The 22,382-nt window shown below is 69.3% G+C and carries 22 protein-coding genes; 7 read left to right on the forward strand and 15 right to left on the reverse strand.

Features of this window, described 5'->3' with window-relative positions; all coding sequences use genetic code 11:
* Positions 1-270: 270 nt before the first annotated feature.
* Together ACQ86G_RS06235 and ACQ86G_RS06240 are read right to left on the reverse strand one after the other, a co-directional pair.
* Positions 271-507, reverse strand: coding sequence for a winged helix-turn-helix domain-containing protein (locus ACQ86G_RS06235; RefSeq protein WP_431259785.1), 237 nt, complete (start codon positions 505-507; stop codon positions 271-273).
* 128 nt (positions 508-635) lie between these two features.
* Positions 636-2,768 (reverse strand): diguanylate cyclase domain-containing protein, encoded by a 2,133-nt coding sequence (locus ACQ86G_RS06240; protein WP_431259786.1) that lies wholly within the window; start codon positions 2,766-2,768, stop codon positions 636-638.
* Positions 2,769-3,003: 235 nt separating this feature from the next.
* On the opposite strand from ACQ86G_RS06240, the gene ACQ86G_RS06245 reads away from it, so the two are divergent.
* The 4 genes from ACQ86G_RS06245 to ACQ86G_RS06260 all read left to right on the forward strand — a co-directional run bounded on the left by ACQ86G_RS06245 (position 3,004) and on the right by ACQ86G_RS06260 (position 7,044).
* On the forward strand, positions 3,004-4,431 hold the full coding sequence (locus ACQ86G_RS06245; RefSeq protein WP_431259787.1) for a circularly permuted type 2 ATP-grasp protein: 1,428 nt from the start codon (positions 3,004-3,006) through the stop codon (positions 4,429-4,431).
* A gap of 3 nt (positions 4,432-4,434) precedes the next feature.
* Complete coding sequence (locus tag ACQ86G_RS06250) at positions 4,435-5,403, forward strand: alpha-E domain-containing protein (RefSeq protein WP_431259788.1); 969 nt, start codon at positions 4,435-4,437, stop codon at positions 5,401-5,403.
* Between the two features lie 16 nt (positions 5,404-5,419).
* Complete coding sequence (locus ACQ86G_RS06255; RefSeq protein ID WP_431259789.1) at positions 5,420-6,259, forward strand: transglutaminase family protein; 840 nt, start codon at positions 5,420-5,422, stop codon at positions 6,257-6,259.
* 68 nt (positions 6,260-6,327) lie between these two features.
* Positions 6,328-7,044: a peptidase gene (locus tag ACQ86G_RS06260; protein ID WP_431259790.1), complete on the forward strand. Its 717-nt coding sequence runs from the start codon at positions 6,328-6,330 to the stop codon at positions 7,042-7,044.
* Positions 7,045-7,068: 24 nt separating this feature from the next.
* Here ACQ86G_RS06260 and ACQ86G_RS06265 read toward each other — a convergent pair whose 3' ends face one another.
* The 11 genes from ACQ86G_RS06265 to ACQ86G_RS06315 form a co-directional block, all read right to left on the reverse strand.
* Entirely contained in the window at positions 7,069-7,800 is a 732-nt protein-coding gene (locus tag ACQ86G_RS06265; protein WP_431259791.1) for a penicillin-insensitive murein endopeptidase, read from the reverse strand.
* Positions 7,797-8,363, reverse strand: coding sequence for a TlpA family protein disulfide reductase (locus tag ACQ86G_RS06270; RefSeq protein ID WP_431259792.1), 567 nt, complete (start codon positions 8,361-8,363; stop codon positions 7,797-7,799). The genes ACQ86G_RS06265 and ACQ86G_RS06270 overlap by 4 nt, the downstream gene beginning before the upstream one ends.
* Before the next feature lie 55 nt (positions 8,364-8,418).
* On the reverse strand, positions 8,419-8,898 hold the full coding sequence (locus ACQ86G_RS06275; RefSeq protein ID WP_431259793.1) for a YybH family protein: 480 nt from the start codon (positions 8,896-8,898) through the stop codon (positions 8,419-8,421).
* A gap of 54 nt (positions 8,899-8,952) precedes the next feature.
* Complete coding sequence (locus ACQ86G_RS06280) at positions 8,953-9,720, reverse strand: amino acid ABC transporter ATP-binding protein (RefSeq protein ID WP_431261346.1); 768 nt, start codon at positions 9,718-9,720, stop codon at positions 8,953-8,955.
* Between the two features lie 40 nt (positions 9,721-9,760).
* Positions 9,761-10,414, reverse strand: a complete 654-nt coding sequence (locus tag ACQ86G_RS06285) for an amino acid ABC transporter permease (RefSeq protein WP_431259794.1) — start codon at positions 10,412-10,414, stop codon at positions 9,761-9,763.
* Complete coding sequence (locus ACQ86G_RS06290) at positions 10,411-11,082, reverse strand: amino acid ABC transporter permease (protein ID WP_431259795.1); 672 nt, start codon at positions 11,080-11,082, stop codon at positions 10,411-10,413. Before ACQ86G_RS06290 ends, ACQ86G_RS06285 begins: the two co-directional genes overlap by 4 nt.
* Before the next feature lie 60 nt (positions 11,083-11,142).
* Positions 11,143-11,967, reverse strand: coding sequence for a transporter substrate-binding domain-containing protein (locus tag ACQ86G_RS06295; RefSeq protein WP_431259796.1), 825 nt, complete (start codon positions 11,965-11,967; stop codon positions 11,143-11,145).
* Entirely contained in the window at positions 11,964-12,764 is an 801-nt protein-coding gene (locus tag ACQ86G_RS06300; RefSeq protein WP_431259797.1) for a GntR family transcriptional regulator, read from the reverse strand. Before ACQ86G_RS06300 ends, ACQ86G_RS06295 begins: the two co-directional genes overlap by 4 nt.
* A 158-nt stretch (positions 12,765-12,922) precedes the next feature.
* Entirely contained in the window at positions 12,923-13,876 is a 954-nt protein-coding gene (locus ACQ86G_RS06305) for a hypothetical protein (protein ID WP_431259798.1), read from the reverse strand.
* 101 nt (positions 13,877-13,977) lie between these two features.
* Positions 13,978-14,838, reverse strand: a complete 861-nt coding sequence (gene nadC / locus ACQ86G_RS06310) for a carboxylating nicotinate-nucleotide diphosphorylase (RefSeq protein ID WP_431259799.1) — start codon at positions 14,836-14,838, stop codon at positions 13,978-13,980.
* Between the two features lie 48 nt (positions 14,839-14,886).
* Positions 14,887-15,585, reverse strand: coding sequence for a fumarylacetoacetate hydrolase family protein (locus ACQ86G_RS06315; RefSeq protein WP_431259800.1), 699 nt, complete (start codon positions 15,583-15,585; stop codon positions 14,887-14,889).
* A 99-nt stretch (positions 15,586-15,684) separates the two neighbouring features.
* Between ACQ86G_RS06315 and ACQ86G_RS06320 the strand changes: the two genes are divergently transcribed.
* Positions 15,685-16,938, forward strand: coding sequence for a septal ring lytic transglycosylase RlpA family protein (locus ACQ86G_RS06320; RefSeq protein WP_431259801.1), 1,254 nt, complete (start codon positions 15,685-15,687; stop codon positions 16,936-16,938).
* An 89-nt stretch (positions 16,939-17,027) separates the two neighbouring features.
* Here ACQ86G_RS06320 and ACQ86G_RS06325 read toward each other — a convergent pair whose 3' ends face one another.
* Entirely contained in the window at positions 17,028-17,546 is a 519-nt protein-coding gene (locus ACQ86G_RS06325; RefSeq protein ID WP_431261347.1) for an SDR family oxidoreductase, read from the reverse strand.
* Between the two features lie 179 nt (positions 17,547-17,725).
* On the opposite strand from ACQ86G_RS06325, the gene ACQ86G_RS06330 reads away from it, so the two are divergent.
* Positions 17,726-18,880: a diguanylate cyclase gene (locus ACQ86G_RS06330; RefSeq protein ID WP_431259802.1), complete on the forward strand. Its 1,155-nt coding sequence runs from the start codon at positions 17,726-17,728 to the stop codon at positions 18,878-18,880.
* A complete protein-coding gene (locus tag ACQ86G_RS06335; RefSeq protein ID WP_431259803.1) occupies positions 18,880-20,070 on the forward strand; it encodes a GGDEF domain-containing protein in 1,191 nt (396 codons plus the stop codon). Before ACQ86G_RS06330 ends, ACQ86G_RS06335 begins: the two co-directional genes overlap by 1 nt.
* A gap of 48 nt (positions 20,071-20,118) precedes the next feature.
* On the opposite strand, the gene ACQ86G_RS06340 is transcribed toward ACQ86G_RS06335, so the two are convergent.
* Positions 20,119-22,338 (reverse strand): TonB-dependent siderophore receptor, encoded by a 2,220-nt coding sequence (locus tag ACQ86G_RS06340; RefSeq protein ID WP_431259804.1) that lies wholly within the window; start codon positions 22,336-22,338, stop codon positions 20,119-20,121.
* Positions 22,339-22,382 lie beyond the last annotated feature (44 nt).

The raw sequence follows: 22,382 nt of genomic DNA on the forward strand, positions 1-22,382 counted from the left end.
GCGCCCACGCCGCCTCGATGCCCTCGATATCGCGACCCGCGCGATGACGATGACGATGGCGATGACCTCAATGGTTCGAAGCCGGCGACGCCGGTGCCCCTCGAAGCGAACCCTGAGCGAAGCGAAGACTGTGAGCGCAGAGGGGCACCGGCGTTGCCGGCTTGCGCGCCACTCGTGCCTGTATTCAGCCGGCCAGCAATTTGAGCAGCTGCTTGATCTCGGGTTTGCACGCTTGGAGCGCCGTCTCCTCGATCTGCCGATAGAGCGAGATCAACGTCCGTCCTGATTCGGTGAGGGCGCTCCCCCGCCCTTGGCGCCGCCTGCGGCGGTGGCGACCGCGGGTTCCTTGAGTGCGCGGTTGGTCTCATCGATGAGCAGCCAGGCGCGGCGATAGGACATGTCGAGGGATTTGGCTGCCGCGGTGATGGAGCCGGTCTCGTCGAGTGCTTCCAGGAGCGCGATCTTGCCGGGCCCGATGGCGATGACGTCGCCGACGGTGACGCGCATGCGGAGCTTGAGCGTCGGCCTGGGCGCCGGGTCCGATGCCGGGCGGGGTGAGGGGCGGGCGGGAGTCGAGCGGGCAACCATGTCCGCATTACACCTGATGCCGCCGGAGGCGCTGCACCCGTCGCGCCTCAGTCCGCCAGCCGCCAGCCGCCGCGCCCGGCCGCCTTGGCGGCGTAGAGCGCGTCGTCCGCGCGGCCGAGCAGCGCGACGTCGCCCTCGGCCCCGCCGTCGTGGCAGGCGATGCCGATGCTGGTCGACAGCTGCAGCGCCTGCCCCTGCAAGGTCAGCGGCGCCTTCACGACCTCCAGCACCTTCTCCGCGACGAGCGTCGCCTCCTGCGGTGAATGCAGGTTCTCCAGGATCAGCACGAACTCGTCGCCGGCCAGCCGGCAGAGCTGGTCGGTCTCCCGGATCGCGCCACGGACGCGATCGGAGAAGGCGCGGAGCACCACATCCCCGGCCGCATGGCCCAGGGAATCGTTGATCTGCTTGAAATGGTCCAGGTCCATGAACATCAGCGCCATGGTCCGCTGGTTGCGCCGCGTGCGGGCGATCGATTCGGACAGGCGGGACTCGAACTGGCGCCGGTTCGGCAGCCCGGTCAGCGGGTCGACGCGGCTCAGCTGATCCAGCTCCCGTTCGACCTGCTTGAACGGCGTGATGTCGGTCGCCAGCGTGTAGACGCCCGCGACGCTGCCGTCGGGGCGCAGGTCGGGCACGTACTCGGCGAGCATGTCCCGCGCCACCCCGTTGGTCTCCGAGCGTGTCTCGAAACGCTGCCGCACGCCCGCCAGCGCCGCTTTCAGGAACGGTTGCCGCTGCGCATGCAGCACCGGGCCGATGACCTCCAGCAAGGTCCGGCCCAACGCCGCCTCCGGCTCCATGCCCATCCAGGTCCGGAAGGTCGCGTTGAGGAACTGCAAGCGCTCCTCCGCGTCGATGTAGGAGATCAGCACCGGCAGGTTGTCCGCGATCGTGCGCAGCCGGCGCTCGCTGGTTTCGTGGCGCAGCACCGCCTCGTGCAGTTCCAGCGTGCGCGCTTCGACGCGACGCTCGAGCGACGCGTTCAACGCCGCCAGCGAGCGGTCCTGCTCGGCCTGCCGGTGCGCCAGGTCGGTCAGCGCGTGCGACAGCAGCGCCGCCTCGCGGTAGCCGCCGACGACCGGCAACGCGTCCTCGCTCAGGTGACGGCGTTGCGCGATCGCGTCGGACAGCTCGTTCAGCGGGCGGCTCATGCGCCGCGCCAGCCACCAGCTCAGCGGCACGGCCGCCGCCAGCAGCAGGATCGCGCTGAGCATGATCTGGCGCCGCAGCCCGTAGTAGTCGGACAGCGCCACCGCCACCGGCTGCCGCACCAGCACCGTCCAGCCCAGGCCGGGGTACAGGCCGTAGCCCTGGCTCGGCACGCTGACGGCGAAGTAGTCGACGCCGTCGGCCTCGTGATGCCGCAGGCCCTGGCCCTGCTCGATGCCGATCGGCATCTTCTTGCCCTCCAGGTCCGACGGGCCCAGGATCACCGCGCCGTCCTTGCCGAGGACCAAGGCGTCGGCCTGATGGGACGACAAGGTCGCGTCGATCAGCTCGCTCTTGATCTGGCGCGCCCAGCCCCAGCTCAGATGCACGCCGAACACGCCCTGCAGCTGACCGCGCTGGTCGAGCAGCGGGATCGCGAAGTCGACGAAGCGCCAGGGCTCATTCTGGCGCGGCAGCAGCTTCTCCAGCAGCAGGGCCGCGTGCACGTCGCCGACGAAGGGCTGGCCCCCCTTCGCGCCCTGCCACCACGGGCGCTTGGAGACATCGACGCCGTCCAGCAGCCCGCCGGCGGCGGCCAGCACCTTGCCCTGGCTGTCGGTGACGCCCAGCCACGCGAAGTGATCGAAGCCGACCTGCACCTGGTCCAGCGCGCGACGCATCGCCTCGGGGTCGTCGAAACGGCGGAAGGGCTCCAGCTGCGCCAGCACCCGGACCTCCTTGAACTGCTGCGCCATGCCGCGATCCAGTGCGTCGCGGAAGTCGACCGCGACCTGCCGCAGCGACTCGACCGCGCGGCGCTCGGCGTGGGCGCGGGCGAAGTTCTCGATCAGCAGCGCGGAGATCAGCAGCGCCGCCGCCACCGCCGACAGCACCATGGCGGTGAGCCAGCGGCCCAGCGAGGCGCGCGAGCCGCGCGGGGGAACGAAGCCGTCGGCGCCCGATCCGCCTGCGCCGTTCGGGTTGCCGGGCGCCGGAGGCGGCGTCAGGACCTGGGAGTTGTCGTGCATCTCCGCAGTTGTAGCGAGAGCCGGCGCGGCCCGCAACGCGGGATAGTGCCACTGCACCAGCGGCGGGCAAAGCCCGACCCTGTCCGGGCACCGTCGGGGGGCGGGCTGTGCAGGCGCACCAAAAGCGGTCAAGCTGGGGGCCTGGCCGGCCTGCCCGCCGGACGGGGGTGGGCACGGCGCTTGCAACCGGCCCCTTCCGACCGCCACCCGGAGGCGGTCCGTCCCTGGAGACCTCATGCATGCGCTGACCCTTCCGGCCGCTGGCCACTATGACGAGATGCTGCTGCAAAGCGGCGCGATCCGGCCCAGCTACCAGGCCTTCGCGGACTGGCTGCACGCGCAGACGCCCGACGCCCTGGCCAAGAAGCGGGCCGAGGCCGACCTGCTGTTCCACAAGGTCGGCATCACCTTCGCCGTCTACGGCGACGAGGCCGGCGCCGAACGGCTGATCCCCTTCGACACCGTGCCCCGCATCGTCCCCGCCGACGACTGGCGGATGCTGGAGCAGGGCCTGCGCCAGCGCGTCACCGCGCTCAACCGCTTCCTGTGGGACATCTACCACGACCACGAGATCGTGAAGGCGGGCCTGATCCCCGCCGAGCAGGTCTTCGCCAACGCGCAGTACCAGCCGGCGATGCAGGGGCTGGACCTGCCGCTGGGCGTCTACGCCCACATCACCGGCGTGGACCTGATCCGACATTCCGACGGCGGTTATTACGTGCTGGAGGACAACCTGCGCGTGCCTTCCGGCGTCAGCTACATGCTGGAGAACCGCAAGATGATGATGCGGCTCTTCCCGGAGCTGTTCGCGAAGTACTCGATCGCGCCGGTCGCCCACTACCCGGCGCTGCTGCTGAACACGCTGCGCCAGGCCAGCCTGGCCGACAACCCGACCGTGGTCGTGCTGACGCCGGGGCCGTTCAACTCGGCCTACTTCGAGCACGCCTTCCTCGCCCAGCAGATGGGCGTGGAGCTGGTCGAGGGCCAGGACCTGTTCGTCAAGGACGGTTTCGTGTTCATGCGGACCACCGTCGGTCCCAAGCGCGTGGACGTCATCTACCGCCGCATCGACGACGCCTTCCTCGACCCGCTGGCCTTCCGGTCGGATTCGATGCTGGGCGTGCCGGGGCTGCTGTCGGTCTACAAGCAGGGCCACGTGGTGCTGGCCAACGCGGTCGGCACCGGCGTCGCGGACGACAAGTCCATCTACCCGTACGTGCCGGACATGATCCGCTTCTACCTGGGCGAGGAGCCCATCCTGCACAACGTCCCGACCTGGCAGTGCCGCAAGCCGCAGGACCTGGACCATGTGCTGGCCAACATGGCCGAGCTGGTGGTGAAGGAAGTCCACGGCGCCGGCGGCTACGGGATGCTGGTCGGGCCGGCCGCGACGGCCGCCGAGGTCGCGGACTTCAAGGAACGCGTCAAGGCCAATCCCTCGAACTACATCGCCCAGCCGACACTGTGCCTGTCGAGCTGCCCGACCTTCGTCGAGCGCGGCATCGCCCCGCGCCACATCGACCTGCGGCCTTTCGTGCTCTCGGGGCGCGAGGTCAACATGGTCGCCGGCGGTCTGACGCGCGTGGCGCTCAAGGCGGGCTCGCTGGTCGTCAATTCGTCCCAGGGTGGTGGCACCAAGGACACCTGGATCCTGGAGAACTGAACCATGCTCAGCCGTACCGCCGCACAGCTCTACTGGATGAGCCGATACATGGAGCGCGCCGAGAACCTGGTGCGCATGCTCGACGTCACGCACTCGCTGTCGTTGCTGCCGCAGTCGCGCGGCGCCGCGACGGAACTCGCCGCGCCGCTCGCCGTCACCGGCACGCTGGAGGCCTACCAGGCGCGCCACCCGCGCCTGAGCGCGGAGCAGCTCTTCCGCTTCATGGGGATCGACCTGGAGAACCCGGCCTCGGTGCTGTCGTGCATCCGGCAGGCGCGGGAGAACGCGCACGCCGTGCGCGGCCAGATCACCGCCGAGATGTGGGAAGCCATCAACACCAGCTGGCTGGAAGCCCGCGAACTCGCGCGCAAGGGCGTGGCCGAGCCCTCGTCGTTCTTCGACTGGGTGAAGGAGCGCTCCCACCTGTTCCGCGGCGCGACCTACGGGACGCTGCAGCGCAACGACGCCTACTGTTTCATCCGGCTGGGCACCTTCGTCGAACGCGCGGACAACACCGCGCGGCTGCTGGACGTGAAGTCGCAGCTGATCGCACCGGCGGTGGACACCCTCGCGCCGGTCGATGCGCCGAGCGAGAGCGCGCCCGACTTCTATGCGTGGAACGCGCTGCTGCGTTCGCTGTCGGCCTTCGAGGCGTACCACGCGGCCTACCGCGACAGCCTGAACGGCCGCCGGGTGACGGAGCTGCTGATCCTGCGCCCGGACGTGCCGCGCTCGCTGCGCGCGTGCTGCGACGAGATCCGCGCGGTGCTGCCGCAGATCGAGGCGCGCGGCGGCGACGAGGACGCGGGGCGCAAGGTCAAGCAGAGCGCCGGCCGGCTGGCGCTGCGGCTGGAGTATGGTGCGGTGGACGAGATCCTCGACCAGGGGCTGCATCCCTGGCTGACGGGTTTCCTGCAGGATTCGGCGCGGCTGGGCCGCGACATCCAGCAGGCCTACTTCGAGGCGCAGTGAAACCAGGGACAGCGCCATGCATCTGCACATCTCGCACGAGACCGTCTACGCCTACGACTCACCGGTGGCGCGCAGCACGCAGTACCTGCGGCTGACGCCGCGTCCCACGCGCGGGCTGCGCGTGCTGCACTGGCAGCTGGAGCTGCCCTCGCCCGCCAGCGCCTGCAAGGACGCGTTCGGCAACACGATGCATGTGCTGAGCCTGGACGGCCCGCGGCGCGACATCGTGCTGCGCGCGATCGGCGAGGTCGATACCGACGATGCGCCGCCCACGCCGGACCCGGAGGAGGAACTGCCCTCCCCGCTGTTCCTGCGCGACAGCCCGCTGACGCGCGCGGACGACCAGCTGCGGCAGTTCGCCGCCGGCTTCGCGGAGGCGGCCCAGGCCGACGCGCACGGCGCGCTGCTCGCGCTGATGGCGGCCATCGGCGAACGCATGCCCTACGTGCGCGGTTACACCGACGCGGCGACGCCGGCGGCGGAGGCCTTCGAGACCGGCCACGGCGTCTGCCAGGACCACGCGCAGGTCTTCGTCTGTTGCGCGCGGCTGCTGGGGCTGCCGGCGCGTTACGTGTCGGGCTACCTCGCGACCGACTTCGAGCACGTGGCGAGCCACGCCTGGGCGGAGGTGCGGCTGCCCGCGGCCGGCGACGCCGGTTCCGCGCACGGCATGGCGGGCGGCTGGCTGGGGTACGACATCAGCAACCAGTGCCTGGCGGACGGGCGTTACGTGAAGCTGGCGACCGGGGCGGACTACCTGGACGCCTGCCCCGTGCGCGGGGTCCGGACCGGCGGCGGCATGGAGACGATGCGGGCGGAAGTGCTCGTGAAGCCCGGCACGACCGACCAGCAATGAGCGCGCACCACGACGGCGCGCTGCAAGCCTGATGCGCTAACCTTCCGTCCATGACTTACTGTGTTGCCATGCGGCTGCGCGCCGGCCTGCTGTTCGCGTCGGACTCGCGCACGAACGCGGGCGTGGATCACATCGCCACGTTCCGCAAGATGAACCTGTTCGAGCAGCCGGGCGAGCGCCTGGTCACGCTGCTCACCGCCGGCAATCTGGCGACCACGCAGAGCGTGGTCAGCCTGCTGCGCCAGCGCGCGACCGTCAACGGCCGCCACCTGATGAGCCTGACGTCGATGTACGACGTCGCGGAGCTGGTGGGCAAGACCTTGAAGGAAGTCGTCGCACGCGACAGCGACGGCGTCGGCCAGTTGAACCAGGGCGTGGACTTCGGCGCCAACTTCATCGTCGGCGGACAGATCCGGGGCGAGGCGCCGCGCGTCTTCCACGTCTATCCGCAGGGCAACTTCATCGAGGCCACGGAAGACACGCCCTACGTGCAGATCGGCGAGTCCAAGTACGGCAAGCCCATCATCGACCGCGTCATCGACTTCGACAGCTCGCTGGCCGAGGCGACCAAGTGCGCGCTGATCTCGTTCGACTCGACGATCCGCAGCAACCTGTCGGTGGGCCTGCCGATCGACATGCTGCTCTACAAGACCGACAGTTTCGCGCCGGCCGAGCCGCACCGGATCACCAAGGACGATCCGTACTTCAAGACGATCAGCCAGGGCTGGGGCGGCGGCTTGAAGCGGGTGTTCGAGCAGTTGCCGGACGACGACTGGTTCGCTTGAGCGGACGGGGCCGCTGCACGCGGCTCAGGATCGAGGCGCTGTCGGTGCCGCCTTGCAGCGGATCGCGAAGTCCACGTGGTAATGCTCGTCGTGGCGCACCCATGGCTTACTTCGCATGAAGCTGAGGTGCTTCTCCAGCCACGGGCCGCGCTTCGTCGCGAATAGCTTCGGCAGATAGGCATTGTCGAAGATGACCAGCGCGATGCCGGTGCCCTCTGCCTTCGCCGCGGCGTCGAGCTGGTAGAGATGTTCGGCCAACGCCTCGAAGTCGATGCGGTACTCGCCGTGCCGCGTCTCTTTGTCGAACTCGATGTCGTAGCCGAAGCGCTGCGTGACAGGCGTGGGGAGCGGCACGGACCGGCCCTTGCCGTCCTTCACGGGAACGAAGAAGTCCACCGAGGTGCCGTTCTGATGGGTGCGGTGCGGTTTGAAGCGCCCGCCGTCGGCGAAGCCTGTCTCACCGTAGACAAAGACGGTGCCCGGCATCGTGGTCTCCAACGTCCGGTAGCTGCGCTCGACGATGCGCGCCACCGACGAGTGCACGTAGGTCCGACCCGCCCCGGCGGCGATGGTGCTGTAGGCCGAGAAGTTCGGGCCGCTCAACGGGAGGCGAGCGCTGTCGGCAATGCGCCCGTTGGCCACGGTGCCGAAACAGCGGCTCTCGGCAGCAGTTCCGATCGACGGCAGGAAGGCGAGCGCCGTCGATACGCCAAGGAGCCACGGCGTCGGTCGCCGCAGTTCTGTCTCGCGACTCAAGGCGCGGACGGTCCGGATGTGGCAGCGCCAGCCTCGACCGACGGCGGGACCGGCTTCGCGAGCTGCGCGTTGATCTCCTCGAGGATCCGCTCCAGCGAGTCCTCGCCGTAACCACGGTGCATTGCGGCGATGCGACCGTCGCGGTCGATGATGAACAGGTGCGGCAGCGCGTTCACGCCATAGGCTTTCTGCGCGCTCTTGTCGGCGTCGCTGACGAGCTGGAGCTTGAAGTCCTTCATGATGCCGGCCACGCGGCGGAAGACCTTCCTGTCCTCGGTGTTCACCGCGATCACCCGCAGCCGCCCCTTGGCGACGTTCTGCAGGCTCTCGAGCTGCGGCAGTTCCTTCAGGCAGTACGGGCACCAGGTCGCCCAGAAGGTGACCACCACGATCTGGCCGCGATGGGTGGCCAGGCTCAGTTCGTCGCCGCCCAGGGTTCGACCGAGCCGCTCGGGCGCGAGATCACCCTGCGTCAGACCTTCGGCATGGACAGCCCCAACGACCATCGCGCAGACGGCCAGCAACGTCCCCGCCAGACGGCGGGCTCCGGATCCGAATCTCATGGGTGACTCCCTGTCACGGCGCGCGGTCGACTCGCCGCTTCCGTGGAGAGCGATGCTAACGCGCCGGCTTGCAGTCGCAGACTTCGCTGCCGTTGTCGAAGACGACGCGCCAGCGACCGTCCGCATCGAGCCGCCACGTCGATGCGAAACGCGCGACCAGCTTGTCCTTCACGTGCACCGGGCCGGTGGAGTACCCGAGCTTGCCGTCCGGCAGCATTTCAACGAGATCGGGCGCCCAGGAGAACGGCGCTTCGGGGCCGTCGAAAAAGCGCTTCCAGTGCGCCAGCACGGCGGCCCGGCCGCGCAGCGGCTGCCTGCCGTCGATGAAGACCGCATCTTCGGCGACGAACTCGGCGAAGGCCTTGAAGTCCCGCTTCGCCATCGTGGCGGCGAAGGCGACTTCGGCATTGCGCACAGGATTGCCGTCGCCAGCGGCGGATTGCTCCGCGGCTTGCGACGACGTCGTGGCAGCCGTGCCCAACGCACTGGCGGTCAGCGCAAGTGTGGATCGGAGGATCGATCGGCGGTCGGGCACGGCGGGGCTCCTCGGCGTGCGCGGCCAGTCTAGGCCGCTCCCCGGCCCCTGCCATCAGTCATCCAGCGACTTCAGGAACTGCTTCAACTCCGGCGTCCTCGGCGAGCCGAACACATCGGCCGGCGTGCCGATCTCATGGACGCGCCCCTGATGCATGAAGATCACCCGATCCGCGACCTTGCGCGCGAAATTCATCTCGTGCGTGACCATCAGCAGCGTCATGCCTTCGTCGGCCAGCGACTCGACGACGCGCAGCACCTCGCCGACCAGCTCCGGATCGAGCGCCGACGTGATCTCGTCGCACAGCAGCACCTGCGGCTCCATCGCCAGCGCCCGCGCGATCGCCACGCGCTGCTGCTGACCGCCGGACAACTGGTCGGGCATGGCGTCGAACTTCTCCGCCAGGCCCACGCGTGCCAGCAGCGCCCGTGCCTGCTCGGCGGCGTCCCGGTCGGAGCGCCGCTTCACCAGCGTCGGCGCCAGCATCACGTTGCGCCCGACGCTCAGATGCGGGAACAGGTTGAAGCTCTGGAAGATCATCCCGACCTGCTGCCGCAGCGCACGCATCGCCATCGCGCTCTCGTGCAGCAGCGGTCGGTCGGCCACGCGCAGCGAACCGTCCTGGAACTGCTCCAGCCCGTTGATGCAACGCAGCAGCGTGCTCTTGCCCGAGCCGCTCTTGCCGATCAGCGCGATCACCTCGCCGCGCATCACGTCCAGGTCGATGCCCTTGAGCACCTCGTTCGTCCCGTAGGACTTGCGCAGCGCGGTGATGCGGACGATCGGCACGCCCGGCACCGGCATCGTCATCGGCGGGTTCATGTCGTTGATCGGGTGGTCGATCACGTGCTCGACCAGCTTGTCAGGCAGTGCGGCCATGCTGCTTCCTTTCGAGGTGTTGGGCGGCCAGGCTCACGGGGAAGCACAGCACGAAATAGAACAGCGCCACGCAGCCGAAGACCAGGAAAGGCTTGAAGCTCGCGTTGGCGATCATCCCGCCGGCCTTGGTCAGCTCCACGAAGCCGATCACCGAGGCCAGCGCCGTCCCCTTGATGACCTGCACCAGGAATCCGACCGTGGGTGCGATCGCCAGGCGCGCCGCCTGCGGCAGGATGACGTGGCGCAGCTGCTCGCCGAAGCTCATCGCCAGGCTGCGCGCGGCTTCCCACTGTCCGCGCGGCACGGCCTCGACGCAACCGCGCCAGATCTCGACCAGATAGGCGCTCGTGTAGAGCGTCAGCGCCAGAGAGGCGGCCGTCCACGCCGACACGTCGATGCCCAGCAGCGACACGCCGAAGTAGGCGAGGAACAACTGCATCAGCAGCGGCGTTCCCTGGAAGATCGCGACGTAGGCGCCGATCACACGCTGCGTCTTGCGACCCAGCCCGATGCGCAGGCACAGCAGCGTTGCGCCGACCAGGCCGCCGCCGACGAAGGCGATCAGCGACAGGGCCACCGTCCAGCGCAGCGCGAGCGCCAGATTGCGCAGGATGTCCCAGAGGGTGAACTCGATCATGAACGCCTCCCGCCGCCGAAGAACCACTTCGGCCCCGCCCAGAGCAGCAGGCGCCGCGTGATCAGCGACAGCGCCAGGTAGATCGCCAGCGCGACGAACGTCGCCTCGAAGGCGCGGAAGTTGCGGCTGTGGATCAGGTTGGCGGCGTAGCTCAGTTCCTCGGTGGAGATCTGGCCGCACACGGCCGTTCCCAGCATCACGATGACGATCTGGCTGGTCATCGCCGGCCACACGCGCTTGAAGGCCGGCGGCAGGATCACGCGCGTGAAGACCTGCGTCGGGCCCAGGGCCAGGCTTTGCGCCGCCTCCCACTGGCCCTTGGGCGCGGCCTGGATGCCGGCGCGCAGGATCTCGGTGCCGTAGGCGCCGAGGTTCAGCGTCATCGCGATCAGCGAGGCGGCCTCCGGCGACAGCTTCACGCCCAGCGCCGGCAGGCCGAAGAACACGAAGAACAGCTGCACGATGAAGGGCGTGTTGCGCAGCAGCTCGACGTAGACGCCGACGCCGCGCCGCAGCGCCGTCGACCCGCAGGCGCGGGCCCAGGCGCCCAGCGTCGCGATCAGCAGGCCCAGCGGCACGGCGATCACCGTGAGCCCCACCGTCCATGCGAGACCGCGCAGCAGCAGCGGCCATTCGGCGAGGACGGCGCCGAAATCGAACTCGATCATGGACGGCTCCCGGAGTGCCTGCGACGCGCGATCAATGCCGATGTGCGGTCAGGTCGCCGCTCAGAGCGGCAGCTCGCCCGCGCCGCGGCCCAGCCACTTCTTGGAGAGCGCCTCGAGTTCCCCGCCCTGCTTGGCCGCCGCGACGATCGCGTTGACCTTCGCGAGCAGGGCGTCTTCGCCCTTGGCTACGCCGATGAAGCACGGGCTGTCCTTGAGCAGCAGCTTGTATTCGATGTTCAGGCCGGGCTGGCGCTGCATCAGGTTGCCGGCGACGGCGGCGCTGGTGGCGACCACCTGCGTCTGGCCAGCGGCGAACGCGGCGATGGTCGCGTTGTTGTCCTCGAAGCGCTTGAACTCCAGCGTCGTGGGCGCGACCTTGGCGAGCTCCTGGTCCTCCATCGCGCCGCGCGTCACGGCGACGGTCTTGCCGGCGAGGTCGGCGAAGCTCTTGATTGCGAGGCTCTTGGGCGCGAAGACCGCTTGATAGAACGGCGCGTAGGCCGAGCTGAAGGCGATGACCTTCTCGCGCTCCGGGTTCTTGCCGAGCGTGGAGATGACGAGGTCGGCCTTCTTCGTCTGCAGGTAAGGGATGCGGTTGGCGCTGGTGACCGGCACCAGCTCGACCTTCACGCCGAGCTTGGCGGCGATCAGCTCGGCCATCGCGACGTCCAGGCCTTGCGGCTTCATGTCGGGACCGACGAAGCCGTACGGCGGGTAGTCGGTCGGGATCGCGATCTTGATGGTCTTGGACTTGGTGATGGTGTCCAGCGCGGTCTGCGCCTGCGCGCCCATCGAGAGGACGCCCAGGCCGAGACCGAGGCCCGCCGCCAGCAGCAGGCGACGCGGCAGGAAAGCGCGGACGGAGGGACGGACGGCGTGGCTCATAACAAGGCTCCTAGGTAGGGGGCGGGGGCGGAATCGGAAGCGTCGACCGCCGCCGTGCGTGCGCGCGATCGGCGCGCCGGCGCGGCGGAAGTCGATGAGACGGAAGACGATGCAGAGGCGCTCGACGCCAACGGCGATAGCGCCTGGCGCAGGTGGTGCAGCGGGTCGTCGGTCTGCGTCTCCAGCTGCAATCCGGCCTGCACGCTGGCGAGGTGTTCGGCCATCAGCGCCTCGGCGCGGACGGCATCGCCCTGTTCAAGCGCGGCCACGATGGCGACGTGCTCCTGGCAGGACTGCGCGGCGTCGTGCGACGACTGGTAGAGCATCGCGATCAACGTGGTGCGCGCGGTGTAGTCGCGCAGCGTGTCGGCGAGCAGGCTGTTGCCCAGGCATTCGGCGAGACAGACGTGGAAGTCGCCGAGCAGGAAGCTGCGCGCGCCAATGTCGTCGCCGCGCAGGGCGGCCTTTTCCTGCGCGAGGTGTTTCTTCAGGCGCGTGAGCGCGGGTTTGTCGAGTGAGCGTCGGCCGCGCAGCAGGCCGAGCTCGATGACGCGTCGTGCCTCGAAGGCTTCACGGGCTTCGTCCCGCGAAGGAGCGATGAGATACCAGCCGCGGCGCGCGCTGACGGTCACGATGCCGCGCGCGGCGAGCCGGGTCAGCGCCTCACGGACGATGGTGCGGCTGCAGTCGAAGAGCAGCGCGAGTTGCTGCTCGCCGAGACGCGTGCCCGGCGCCAGCTTCTGCGCGAGCACGGCATCGATGATGCGTTGGCTGATGTCGGTGGCGGTGATGCCCATGCACGGGGCTTTGCAGCTTCCGTGCCAGCGCGGGTACTCCCTGCCTTCCCAGGCTCATCTGTCTTGTATGCAAGCCAGAACGACACCCGCGCACCGCCGTTGCGCACAAGCTTGGTGTGGCGGGCACTGGCAAGGTGCCCGACCAATCTGGCGCCCAGTCAAGCCGCAAGCATGAACGGCGCATGGCGGAGATGCCGGTCAAGGCCCAGCATCCGCGTCTCTGCGCGCGTGAGCAGCGTCTCGTACAACATCGGCACGATGCTGATGGAATCGCCCCTCTTCGCCACCATCGCCTCACATGGTTCGATCTCATTGCCCAGCACGTAGGCATCTACTCGAGTACCGACGCGCACGTATCCGCGCTCCATGAGTTCCTTGATGTACTTCCAGGCCTGATCGACATCCTTGCCTCCGATGGCGACGTCCGTCGTCTTCAGCTCGACAACCACCACCTGCCCGACACCATTCACCTCGTGTTCTTTGTCCCAAGACGGCTTGGCGTACAGGCCAACGCTGCTGTTGGGCAAGGCGATGAAGTCGGGCCGGTTGCGCGATCCCTTGCCGGTGCTGTCCTTGAAGAGTTGGCGGAGGACACGGGACATGCCCAAGTTGGACGTGAACTCGACGGACTCAAGTTGGACCCCAAACATCCACAGCCCGCGCTCGAACAAGGGCTGAAGCTCATGAAGCTCGTCCACCCCCACCTTCGCGACTCGTTGCCTCAGCTCATTGATGAGCGCTAGTCGCTGTTCGATCTCATCCAGAACGAGCTTTGCTGAACTCGCACTCCACCTCGACAGAAGGTGGTGAAGCTTGTCGTAGTCAGATGATTCACACCGATCGAGCACCTCCAGCAGACCGAATCGCGACGTCGAGTGCTCCAACTTCATCAGCAGCCGCTGCAGGTGGAATGCCTCCTTCTCACCAAAGTAAGGACAGCTCGCAACCACCTCCTCCACAAAGGCGGCAATTCGATCGGGGCCAAACGACGACATTGCTTTCGAGGCTCGTTCAGTCCGATCCATCCGCTCTTCGGGGCTGGCTGACTTGCCTTGCAAGGTCCCGACGACTTCGAACAGTCGCGGTGCCATCGCTTCATCACTTGTTTCCATACTTGCTGTCTCCTTCGGTTGGGAAGACAGCCAGTGTCAGAAAGAGCTTCGGCGCCGAATATGGCGCCGAATTGCAGGAGTCGCTGATATCGAAGTCAGCGTCAGCCGTCGACCCGCATCGAATAGTCAACCGCCTTCGCGTCCTTGGTCAGGCGTCCGACCGAGATGCGGTCGACGCCCGTCGCCGCGATCCAGCGCAGCTGGTCGATGGCCACCCCGCCGGACACTTCCAGCAAGGCCTGACCCCCGGCGATCGCCACCGCCTCGCGCATCATCGGCTCGCTGAAGTTGTCCAGCAGCACGCTGACCGCGCCGGCGTTCAAGGCCTCGCGCAGCTGCTCGAGGGTCTCGACCTCGACCTGGATGGACACGCCGGCCTCCAGCGCCTGCGCCTGCTGCAGCGCCTGGGTGACGCCGCCGGCCGCGGCGATGTGGTTCTCCTTGATCAGGATCCCGTCGTAGAGGGCCAGGCGCTGATTCGCCCCGCCGCCCACGCGCACCGCGTACTTCTGCGCCAGCCGCAGGCCGGGCAGCGTCTTGCGCGTGTCCAGCACCGCGCAGCCGCGCGGGTTCGGGCTGGCGCCCTCGATCGCGCGCGCATGCGCGCGCGTCGTCGTCGCCGTGCCCGAGAGCAGCTGCAGGAAGTTCAGCGCCGGCCGCTCGGCCGACAGCAGCGACCGGCCTTCGGCCTCGATGCGGCAGACCACCGTGTCGGGCGCCATGTCGGCGCCCTCTTCATACGACCACTCGATCCGCGACGACCCGTCCAGCGCGAGGAACACGCCTTCGAACCAGTCGCGCCCGCACAGCACCGCCGCTTCGCGCACGCGGACATGCGCCGTCACGCGCCGGCCCGCCGGCACCAGCCGCGCGGTCCAGTCGCTGACGCCGACGTCCTCGAACAGCGCATCGCGGATGTTGCGCGCGCGGGCCTCGTCCAGGGTCTCGTTGTGGTCGAACATCGTCGCGGGTCTCTGCCTTGCGCTCGTTGAACTTGCTAGTTGACGTTGTTACTCGGCCTCGCCGATCGTGATCGACAGCTCGCCGAAGCCCTCGATCACGCCGGTGATCTGGTCGCCCGGCTTCACCGGACCGACCCCTTCCGGCGTGCCCGTGTAGATCAGGTCGCCCGGCTCCAGGTGGTAGAACTGCGACAGGTTGGCCACCAGCTCCGGAATGCTCCAGATCATGTCCGACAGGTCGCCGCGCTGCTTCTCCACGCCGTTCACCGCCAGCGTGATCGCGCCCTTCGTCAGGTCGCCCTGCTCCGAACGCGGCACCAGCTCGGTGATCACCGCCGAGTGCTCGAAGCCCTTGCCCAGGTCCCAGGGCCGGCCGATGGCCTTGGCCTCGTTCTGCAGGTCGCGGCGCGTCATGTCCAGTCCGGCGGCGTAGCCCCAGACCGCATCGCCGGCCTGCTCGGGCGTCGCCTTGAACACCGGCTTGCCGATCGCGACGACCAGCTCCATCTCATAGTGCAGGTTCTTCGTCCCCGGTGCGTACGGGATCGTGCCGCCCGACGGCGCCAGCGCGCTGGCCGGCTTGGTGAAGTAGAACGGCGGCTCGCGATCCGGGTCGCTGCCCATCTCGCGGGCGTGGGCGGCGTAGTTGCGGCCGACGCAGAAGATGCGGCTGACGGCGTAACGCGCGTCGGTGCCGCGCACGGCCACGGCGGCCTGCGGCGCTGGGGAGAAGATGTAGGTGCTCATGACGGTGCGGACGTAACGATCGAAACGATCATGAAAGGGAAGAAGCGAGCGCGCAGCATAACCTTGGCAAATCCGCGCCGCATTGCTAGGGTTGCGGCCATGTTTGAAGCCCGCCCCGCCGGTCAGCGCCTGACCGTCCTGACGTGTGCCCTGATCCTGGCCGCCTGCGCCAGCCCTGGCCCCTCCTCCAACCGATCCTCGTCCGGCGGCGCCAAGGTCTCCTCCTGGCCCGACCGGGACGGCCCCGACGCCGTCGTCCCGCCCGACCTCAAGAAGGTCCCGGATGCCGTGCCCAGGCTGGAATCCATCCGCAAGGGCGGCCCCAACAAGCCGTATGAGGTGCTCGGCGAACGCTACGAGCCCATCGCCGAGGACAAGCCGCTGGTGCAGAAGGGCCTGGCCTCCTGGTACGGCCGCAAGTTCCACGGCAAGCCGACCTCCAGCGGCGAGATCTACAACATGTACGCGATGACGGCCGCGCACGCGACCATCCCGATCCCCAGCTACGCCCGCGTCCGCAACCCGAAGAACGGCCGCGAGATCATCGTGCGCATCAACGACCGCGGCCCCTTCCACAAGGGCCGCATCATCGACCTGAGCTACACCGCCGCGCTCAAGCTGGACGTGCTCAACGGCGTGGCGCCGGTGGAGATCGAGCGCATCACCTACGAGGACATCCGCACCGGCGCGTGGACGCGCGACCGCGACACGCTGTCGCCCGATCCGAAGGTCGCGCCGGACACGCCCGTCTATGCGGCGGCCACGCCCAGCGGCGCGCCCGACCTGACGACCACCGCGCAACTGCGTCCGCCGGTCACGCCGGTGCCGGCACAGGTGCCGCTGCCGACGCCGGTGATCCCGCCGGTCGCCAAGGCGGATCGCCCCACCACCTCCGCCTCGCCCAACGCCCCGTCCGGCTCGACCTCCACGGCGCCCACGTCCGCGACGACGACCGACGCGGGGATGACGCCGATTCCCATCACGGCCCTGCCGCCCGGCAGCGACCTGCCGCCGTCAGGCCAGTCCAAGGCCGACGCGATGGCGGTCGCCACGGCCGGTGCGATCGCCGCGACCGATTCCCAGGCGCCGGTGCCCGCGCTGAAGATCGCCGCGGCGGCCCAGGGCTACTGGCTGCAGTTCGGCGCGTTCTCGCGCATGGAAGGCGCCGAGCAGCTGCGCGAGCGCTTCACGCGCGGCATGGAGGAGCTCGCGCCGATGCTGACGATCTTCAAGGACAAGAACCTGCACCGGCTGCAGGCCGGCCCGTTCGCGAGCCGCGAGGATGCCCGCGCTGCCGCGGACCGCGTCCGGACGTCGATGGCGCTGACGCCGATCCTGGTCGAACGGCGCTGAACGGCGCTGAGCGGTCGCCGGGCGTCACGGGCGATCCGCGCCCGGCGCGCCGTGATGGCCGCGCTCCGGCGGGGGCGGTCCAGCCGGTCTCAGCGCCCGCCGGCCACGTCCAGCGTGGCGCCGACGGTGAAGCTCGCCGCGTCGGACATCAGCCAGGCGATCGCCTCGGCGATCTCTTCCGCGCGGCCGAGCCGGCCGATGGGAATGCCCTTTGCCGCCTCCGCCAGCAGCGCGGGAAGCGTCTCCGCGGGGAGGCTGTCGGCATGGATATCGGTCTCGATGATCCCGGGGCGCACGCCGTTCACCCGGATGCCCTGCCCGATCAGTTCGTGCGCGAGGCTCAGCGTCAACGTGTCCACCGCGCCCTTGCTGGCGGCGTAGTCCGAATAGAGGTTCGCCGAGCCGCGCTGCGCCGCGCGCGACGACAGGTTGACGATCGCGCCGCCGCGTCCGCCGTGCGCGGTGCTCATCCGCGCGGCGGCCTGCTGCGTGCAATAGATCAGTCCGAAGACGTTGACCTCGAAGACGCGCCGGATGCGATCGGGCGTGAGGCCCGCCAGCGAGGCCATGCGCCCCACCATGCCGGCGTTGTTCACCAGGCCGGTCAGCCGGCGCCAGCAGCAGCGCGGTCGCCGCGCCGATGCCGCGGCCCGCGCCGGTGATCAGCGTGACCGGGCGATCGGTGGCATGGATCGTCGCGGCGGGGGAGCGGCCCCCTCGGAGTCAGGGACATCATTCGTCATGCGCGCGATTGTGCGCGCGACACCGCTTTGCGATGATGGTCCGCATGCCGCCGCTCGACGCCGCCACGCTGCTGATGGTGATCGCCGTGATCGACGCCGTCGCGTGTGTCGTCTGGCTCGCGCTCGGCGATGTGCTGCGCATCGCGCCGCGCGCGTCGCGTCGGATCTCCGCCCATCACGGCCTGCTCGCCTTGAGCTGGTGGCCCGCGCTGCCGGCGTCGATGGAGCGGCTGGTCGGCCTGCCGCTGGACCTCGTCGCCGCCGGCTTCCTCACCGCGGGCGCCCGCGCCCTCACGCGGGATCGCGACAACGCCCGCGACATCATCGCCATCGTCCTGCTCGGCGTCGTCGCCGTCGCCTGCACCGCCGGCGATCCGGATCCCGACCGGGCCCGCGCCTTCTCCAACTTCATCGTCGGCGTGCTGGCGTTGATGGCGGCGCGCGACGTGGCCATCGGCACGGGCTTCCGCATCGCGCTCACCAGCGTCCTGGTCCTGCCCTTCGTGGCCTTCGCCATCGTCTGCATCTGGCGCACGGCGACCTTGCTCGGCTGGCTCTCTCCGGCGTACGTCCTGGCGGGACCCGGCACCAACGTGCCGCTGGTCATGCTGATCCTCGTCGTGGACGTGACCATGGCCACCGGGCTGATCGCACTCGTCATCCAGCGCCTGATCGCGCGGGTGCGCCACCTGATGCGGCGCGACGCGCTGACCGGCCTGCTCAACCGCCGCGCGCTGGAGGAGCACCTCGCCCGCATGCAGGCGCGGACCGACCGGGGCCGGCGCAACGCCGTGCTGGTGCTGGACGTCGACCACTTCAAGCGCATCAACGACGAACTCGGTCATGCCGGCGGCGACGCCGCGCTGCAGCATCTGTCCGCCGTGCTCGGCGAGACGCTGCGCGATGCGGACTGCATCGGCCGCCTGGGGGGCGAGGAGTTCGCGGTGCTGCTGCCCGACACCGACCTCGACGGCGCGCTGCTGGTCGCCGAACGGCTGCGTGACCTGCTGCAGCGGCAGCCGCTGGCCTGGGGCGACAAGATCTGGCCGATCAGCGCGAGCTTCGGCGTGGCGACGATGCGGTCGGGCGACGCCAACGGCCACGGCGCGCTGTCGAGGGCCGACGCGGCCATGTACGCGGCCAAGGCGCGCGGACGCAACCGCGTGCTCAGCGCCGCCGGCGAGGCGGAGTTCGCCTGATGCTGCCCGTCGCCGACCCGGTCTCGCTGATCGCCGCGCTGGTGGTGCTGTTCGGCGTCGCGGCGACGGTCTGGCTGATGATGGCGGTGGGCCTGCGCGAGTCGCCCTGGGCCTGCGCGAGCGTCGCCGCCGCGAACGGGGCGCTCGGTGCGTCCTTCCTGCTGCACGACGCGCTCGGCCTGGTGCCGCGGATGACCTACGGCTGGTCGGACTTCCTGTCGGTGGCCGCCTTCGGCTTCATCCGCGTGACGGTCCCGCTGGTCGGCGACCGGCCGGCGCCGTGGCGCGCCACGCTGTTCGTGATCATCGGCGTCGGCCTGCTCACCGCGCTCTTCACGCACGGGCCGGAAACGCTGCCGCACAAGCTGATCCTCTTCGGCACGATGTGCGTGCTCGCGCTGCTGGCGGCCGTCGATGCCTGGCGGCTGATGCGGGCGCGCGGGCTCCATGTGCGCGCGGCGCTGCTGCTGGCCTCGCCGCTGGTGGTCGTCGGTCTGCTGCTGCTCTCGCGCCCGCTGGAGGCGGCGCTCGCGCCGGGCCGCACCGAGGACATCGACGTGGCCAGCGCCTTCAACCTCGCGTGGCTGTGGGCCTCGCTGGTGCTGGCGCTGCTGATCAACGGCTGGATCGCCTTCTTGCTGCTGATGAAGCTGGTGCTGGAGATCCGCCGGCTGACCGAGCGCGATCCACTCACCGACGCGATCAACCGCCGGGCCTTGTCCGAGGCGGTGGACCTCGAACACGCGCGCCAGATGCGCGGTCATGGCTATGCGCTGGTGCTGCTGGACATGGACCGGTTCAAGCTGTTGAACGACACGCTCGGCCACCCGGCCGGCGACGCGGCGCTGAAGTCGCTCGTGGCGCTGCTGCGGCCCTGCCTGCGCGAGGTGGACCGCTTCGCCCGCCTGGGCGGCGAGGAGTTCTGCGCGCTGCTGCCCGACACCGGCATCGCCGGTGCCGCGCTGGTGGCGGAGCGGATGCGGGCCTTGCTCGCGGAGCACCCGTTCACGTGGGAAGGTCAGGCCTGGCCGCTGACGGCGAGCTTCGGCATCGCCGAGTCCGCCCCCGAGGACGCCAGCGCCGCCGAGGTGCTCAAGCGGGCCGATCAGGCGCTCTACCGGGCGAAGGGTCAGGGGCGCAACGTGGTGCAGGCGGTGGAGCTGGAGCCGGCGCCACGACCGGCGCGCTGAGCCATTCCGCCGGAGCGGTGCGACCCGGCGCCCCGCCGGGTCGCCGCGTCAGAACCGGCCGCGCACGCTCAGCATCACGCTGCGCGGATCCCCGTAGTTGGGATAGTCGAGGTTGGCCCAGTAGGTCTTGTCGAGCGCGTTGCGGACCGACAGGCCCAGACTGAAGTGGTCGTTCAGCTGGTAGTTGGCATGCAGGTTCAACAGCACGTAGCTGCCCTGCGTGACGGTCACCGTGCCCAGCGTCGGATGCGGAATGCCGTAGCCCGCGACGCTGCTCTGGGCGTTCACCCCGGCGCCGACGGTGAGCCGCTCCCACGCGCCGCGCAGCCGGTAGCTGGTGCTGAGCTGCACCGTGTGGCGCGGCAGGTTCGCATAGATCAGGTCCAGCGCATTGCGCGTGATGCGCGTGTTGGCATAGCCCGCGTTCAGGGTCCAGCCGGGCGCCAGCTGACCGGCGACGTCGACCTCGAAGCCCTTGGTCTTCGTGCCATTGACGCCGATGTACGCGGAGCCGCCGTCCGGCAGCGTGCCTTCCGGCACCGACGAGTCGCGCACCGCGTAGTTGTCCTGCTTGGCCTCGAACACCGCGGCCGATACCGCCAGGCGCTTGTCGAGGAACTCGCCCTTGAGGCCGAACTCGGTGTTGCTGCCGCGGACCGGCGCCAGCAGGTTGTCGTTCTTGTCCTTGTAGTTCTGCGGCTTGAACAGGTCGGTGTAGCTGGCGTAGAACGAGACGGCCTCGGTGAGGTCGTAGACGACGCCGAAGTACGGCGACACCTCGTCGGTGACCTTGTACGCGCCGGTCCGGGCCGTGAAGTTGCCGGCCGCATTGAACGCGTCGGTGCCGGTCTTCCAGTAGCTCAGCCGTGCGCCGGTGATCAGCGACAGCGGCTCCAGCAGCTTCCAGCGGCCCATCGCGAAGACGCCACTCTGCTCGGTCTCGGCGACGCGCTTCGCGCCGGTGGCGCTGAAGGTCGGCGCGGGCGCGTTGCCGTCCCAGGTCCGGATGTCGGGGATGTTGTAGCTCCACGAGGCGACCGAGGTCAGCGTCGGCGTGGTCGTGGTCGTCTTCACGCCGTTGGCGCCGATCACCAGATCGTGCCTGCGTCCGAACAGGTCGAGCGTGCCCGAGGCGTAGAGGTCGAGGCTGTCGCGCTTCTCCCAGCTCTTGCCGACGGCCGCCAGCAGCTTGAGCCCCGCGCCGGTCTTCGGATCCGGATACCCGCTGGCATAGGTGCGCAGGCTGAAGGTGTTGCCCTCGCTGTGATTGGCGATGGCCTTCAAGGTCCAGTCGCCGCCCAGCTTCTGCTCGAGCTGCGCATAGGCCGTGCCATTGTGGCGCGACCAGCGCGTCCACGGCGGCGAGAAGCTGGTCTCGCGCGGCAGGCCGGCCAGCGAGCCGTCCGAGGCGAAGCGCGGGATCGTGCCCCAGATCGGGCCCTTGGGCACGTTGTTCTGGTCCTGGTAGCCGAGCGTCAGCGTCGTGCTGTCCGTCAGGTCGGCCTCGACCGTCGCCATGAAGGCGGTCTTGGTTTCGCTGTGGCGGTCGCGGTAGCCGTCCTTCTCCTGTGCCGACGCGATCAGGCGCGCGCGCACGCGGCCATCACGGGTGATCGGCGTGTTGAGGTCGGCCTCGACGCGGTGGAAATCGTTCGAGCCCATCACCAGCCCGCCGTAGGCCGAGAAGACCTTCTCCGGCCGCTTGCGGATCATGTTGACCGTCGCGGACGGAATGCCGGCGCCGGTGGTCAGGCCGTTGGCGCCGCGCACGACGTCGATGCGGGAGTAGAAGACCGTGTCGTACTCCTGCTGCGTGCCGCCGCTGTAGGTCGGCACGCCGTCGATCTGGAAGTCGGTGATCTGGAAGCCGCGCGCGAAATAGAGCGGGCGCTGCGTGTCGTAGAACGACACGTTCACGCCGGTGATGTTCTGCATCACGTCGTTGATGCTGATCAGCGTCTCGTTCTCGAGGCGGCTCGCGTCGAGGCTGCTCATCGACTGCGGGGTCTCGCGCGCGGTCAGCGGCAGGCGCGTGCTCGCGCCTTCGAGCTTCTTGCGCGCGGCACTGATGGTCACGCGGTCGAGCGCGCGACGGCGGTCGGCGCGGGTCGCGCCTTCGCCGGAGGATTCAGCGGCGGCCTCGGCCGCCTGCGCGTCCGGCGCATCGGCATCGTGGGCAGGCACCGGCGTCGACTGGGCCACGGCGGCACCGGCGGACAGGAGGAACGCGACGGCGGCCGCGACAGGGGTTCGGGAGGAGCGTGACATGGGAAAGAGCAGCATCGAGCAGGCGTGAGCCCGCATACCGGCGC

The sequence above is a fragment of the Roseateles chitinivorans genome (genome assembly GCF_050632145.1).
Lineage (GTDB): Bacteria > Pseudomonadota > Gammaproteobacteria > Burkholderiales > Burkholderiaceae_C > Roseateles > Roseateles chitinivorans_B.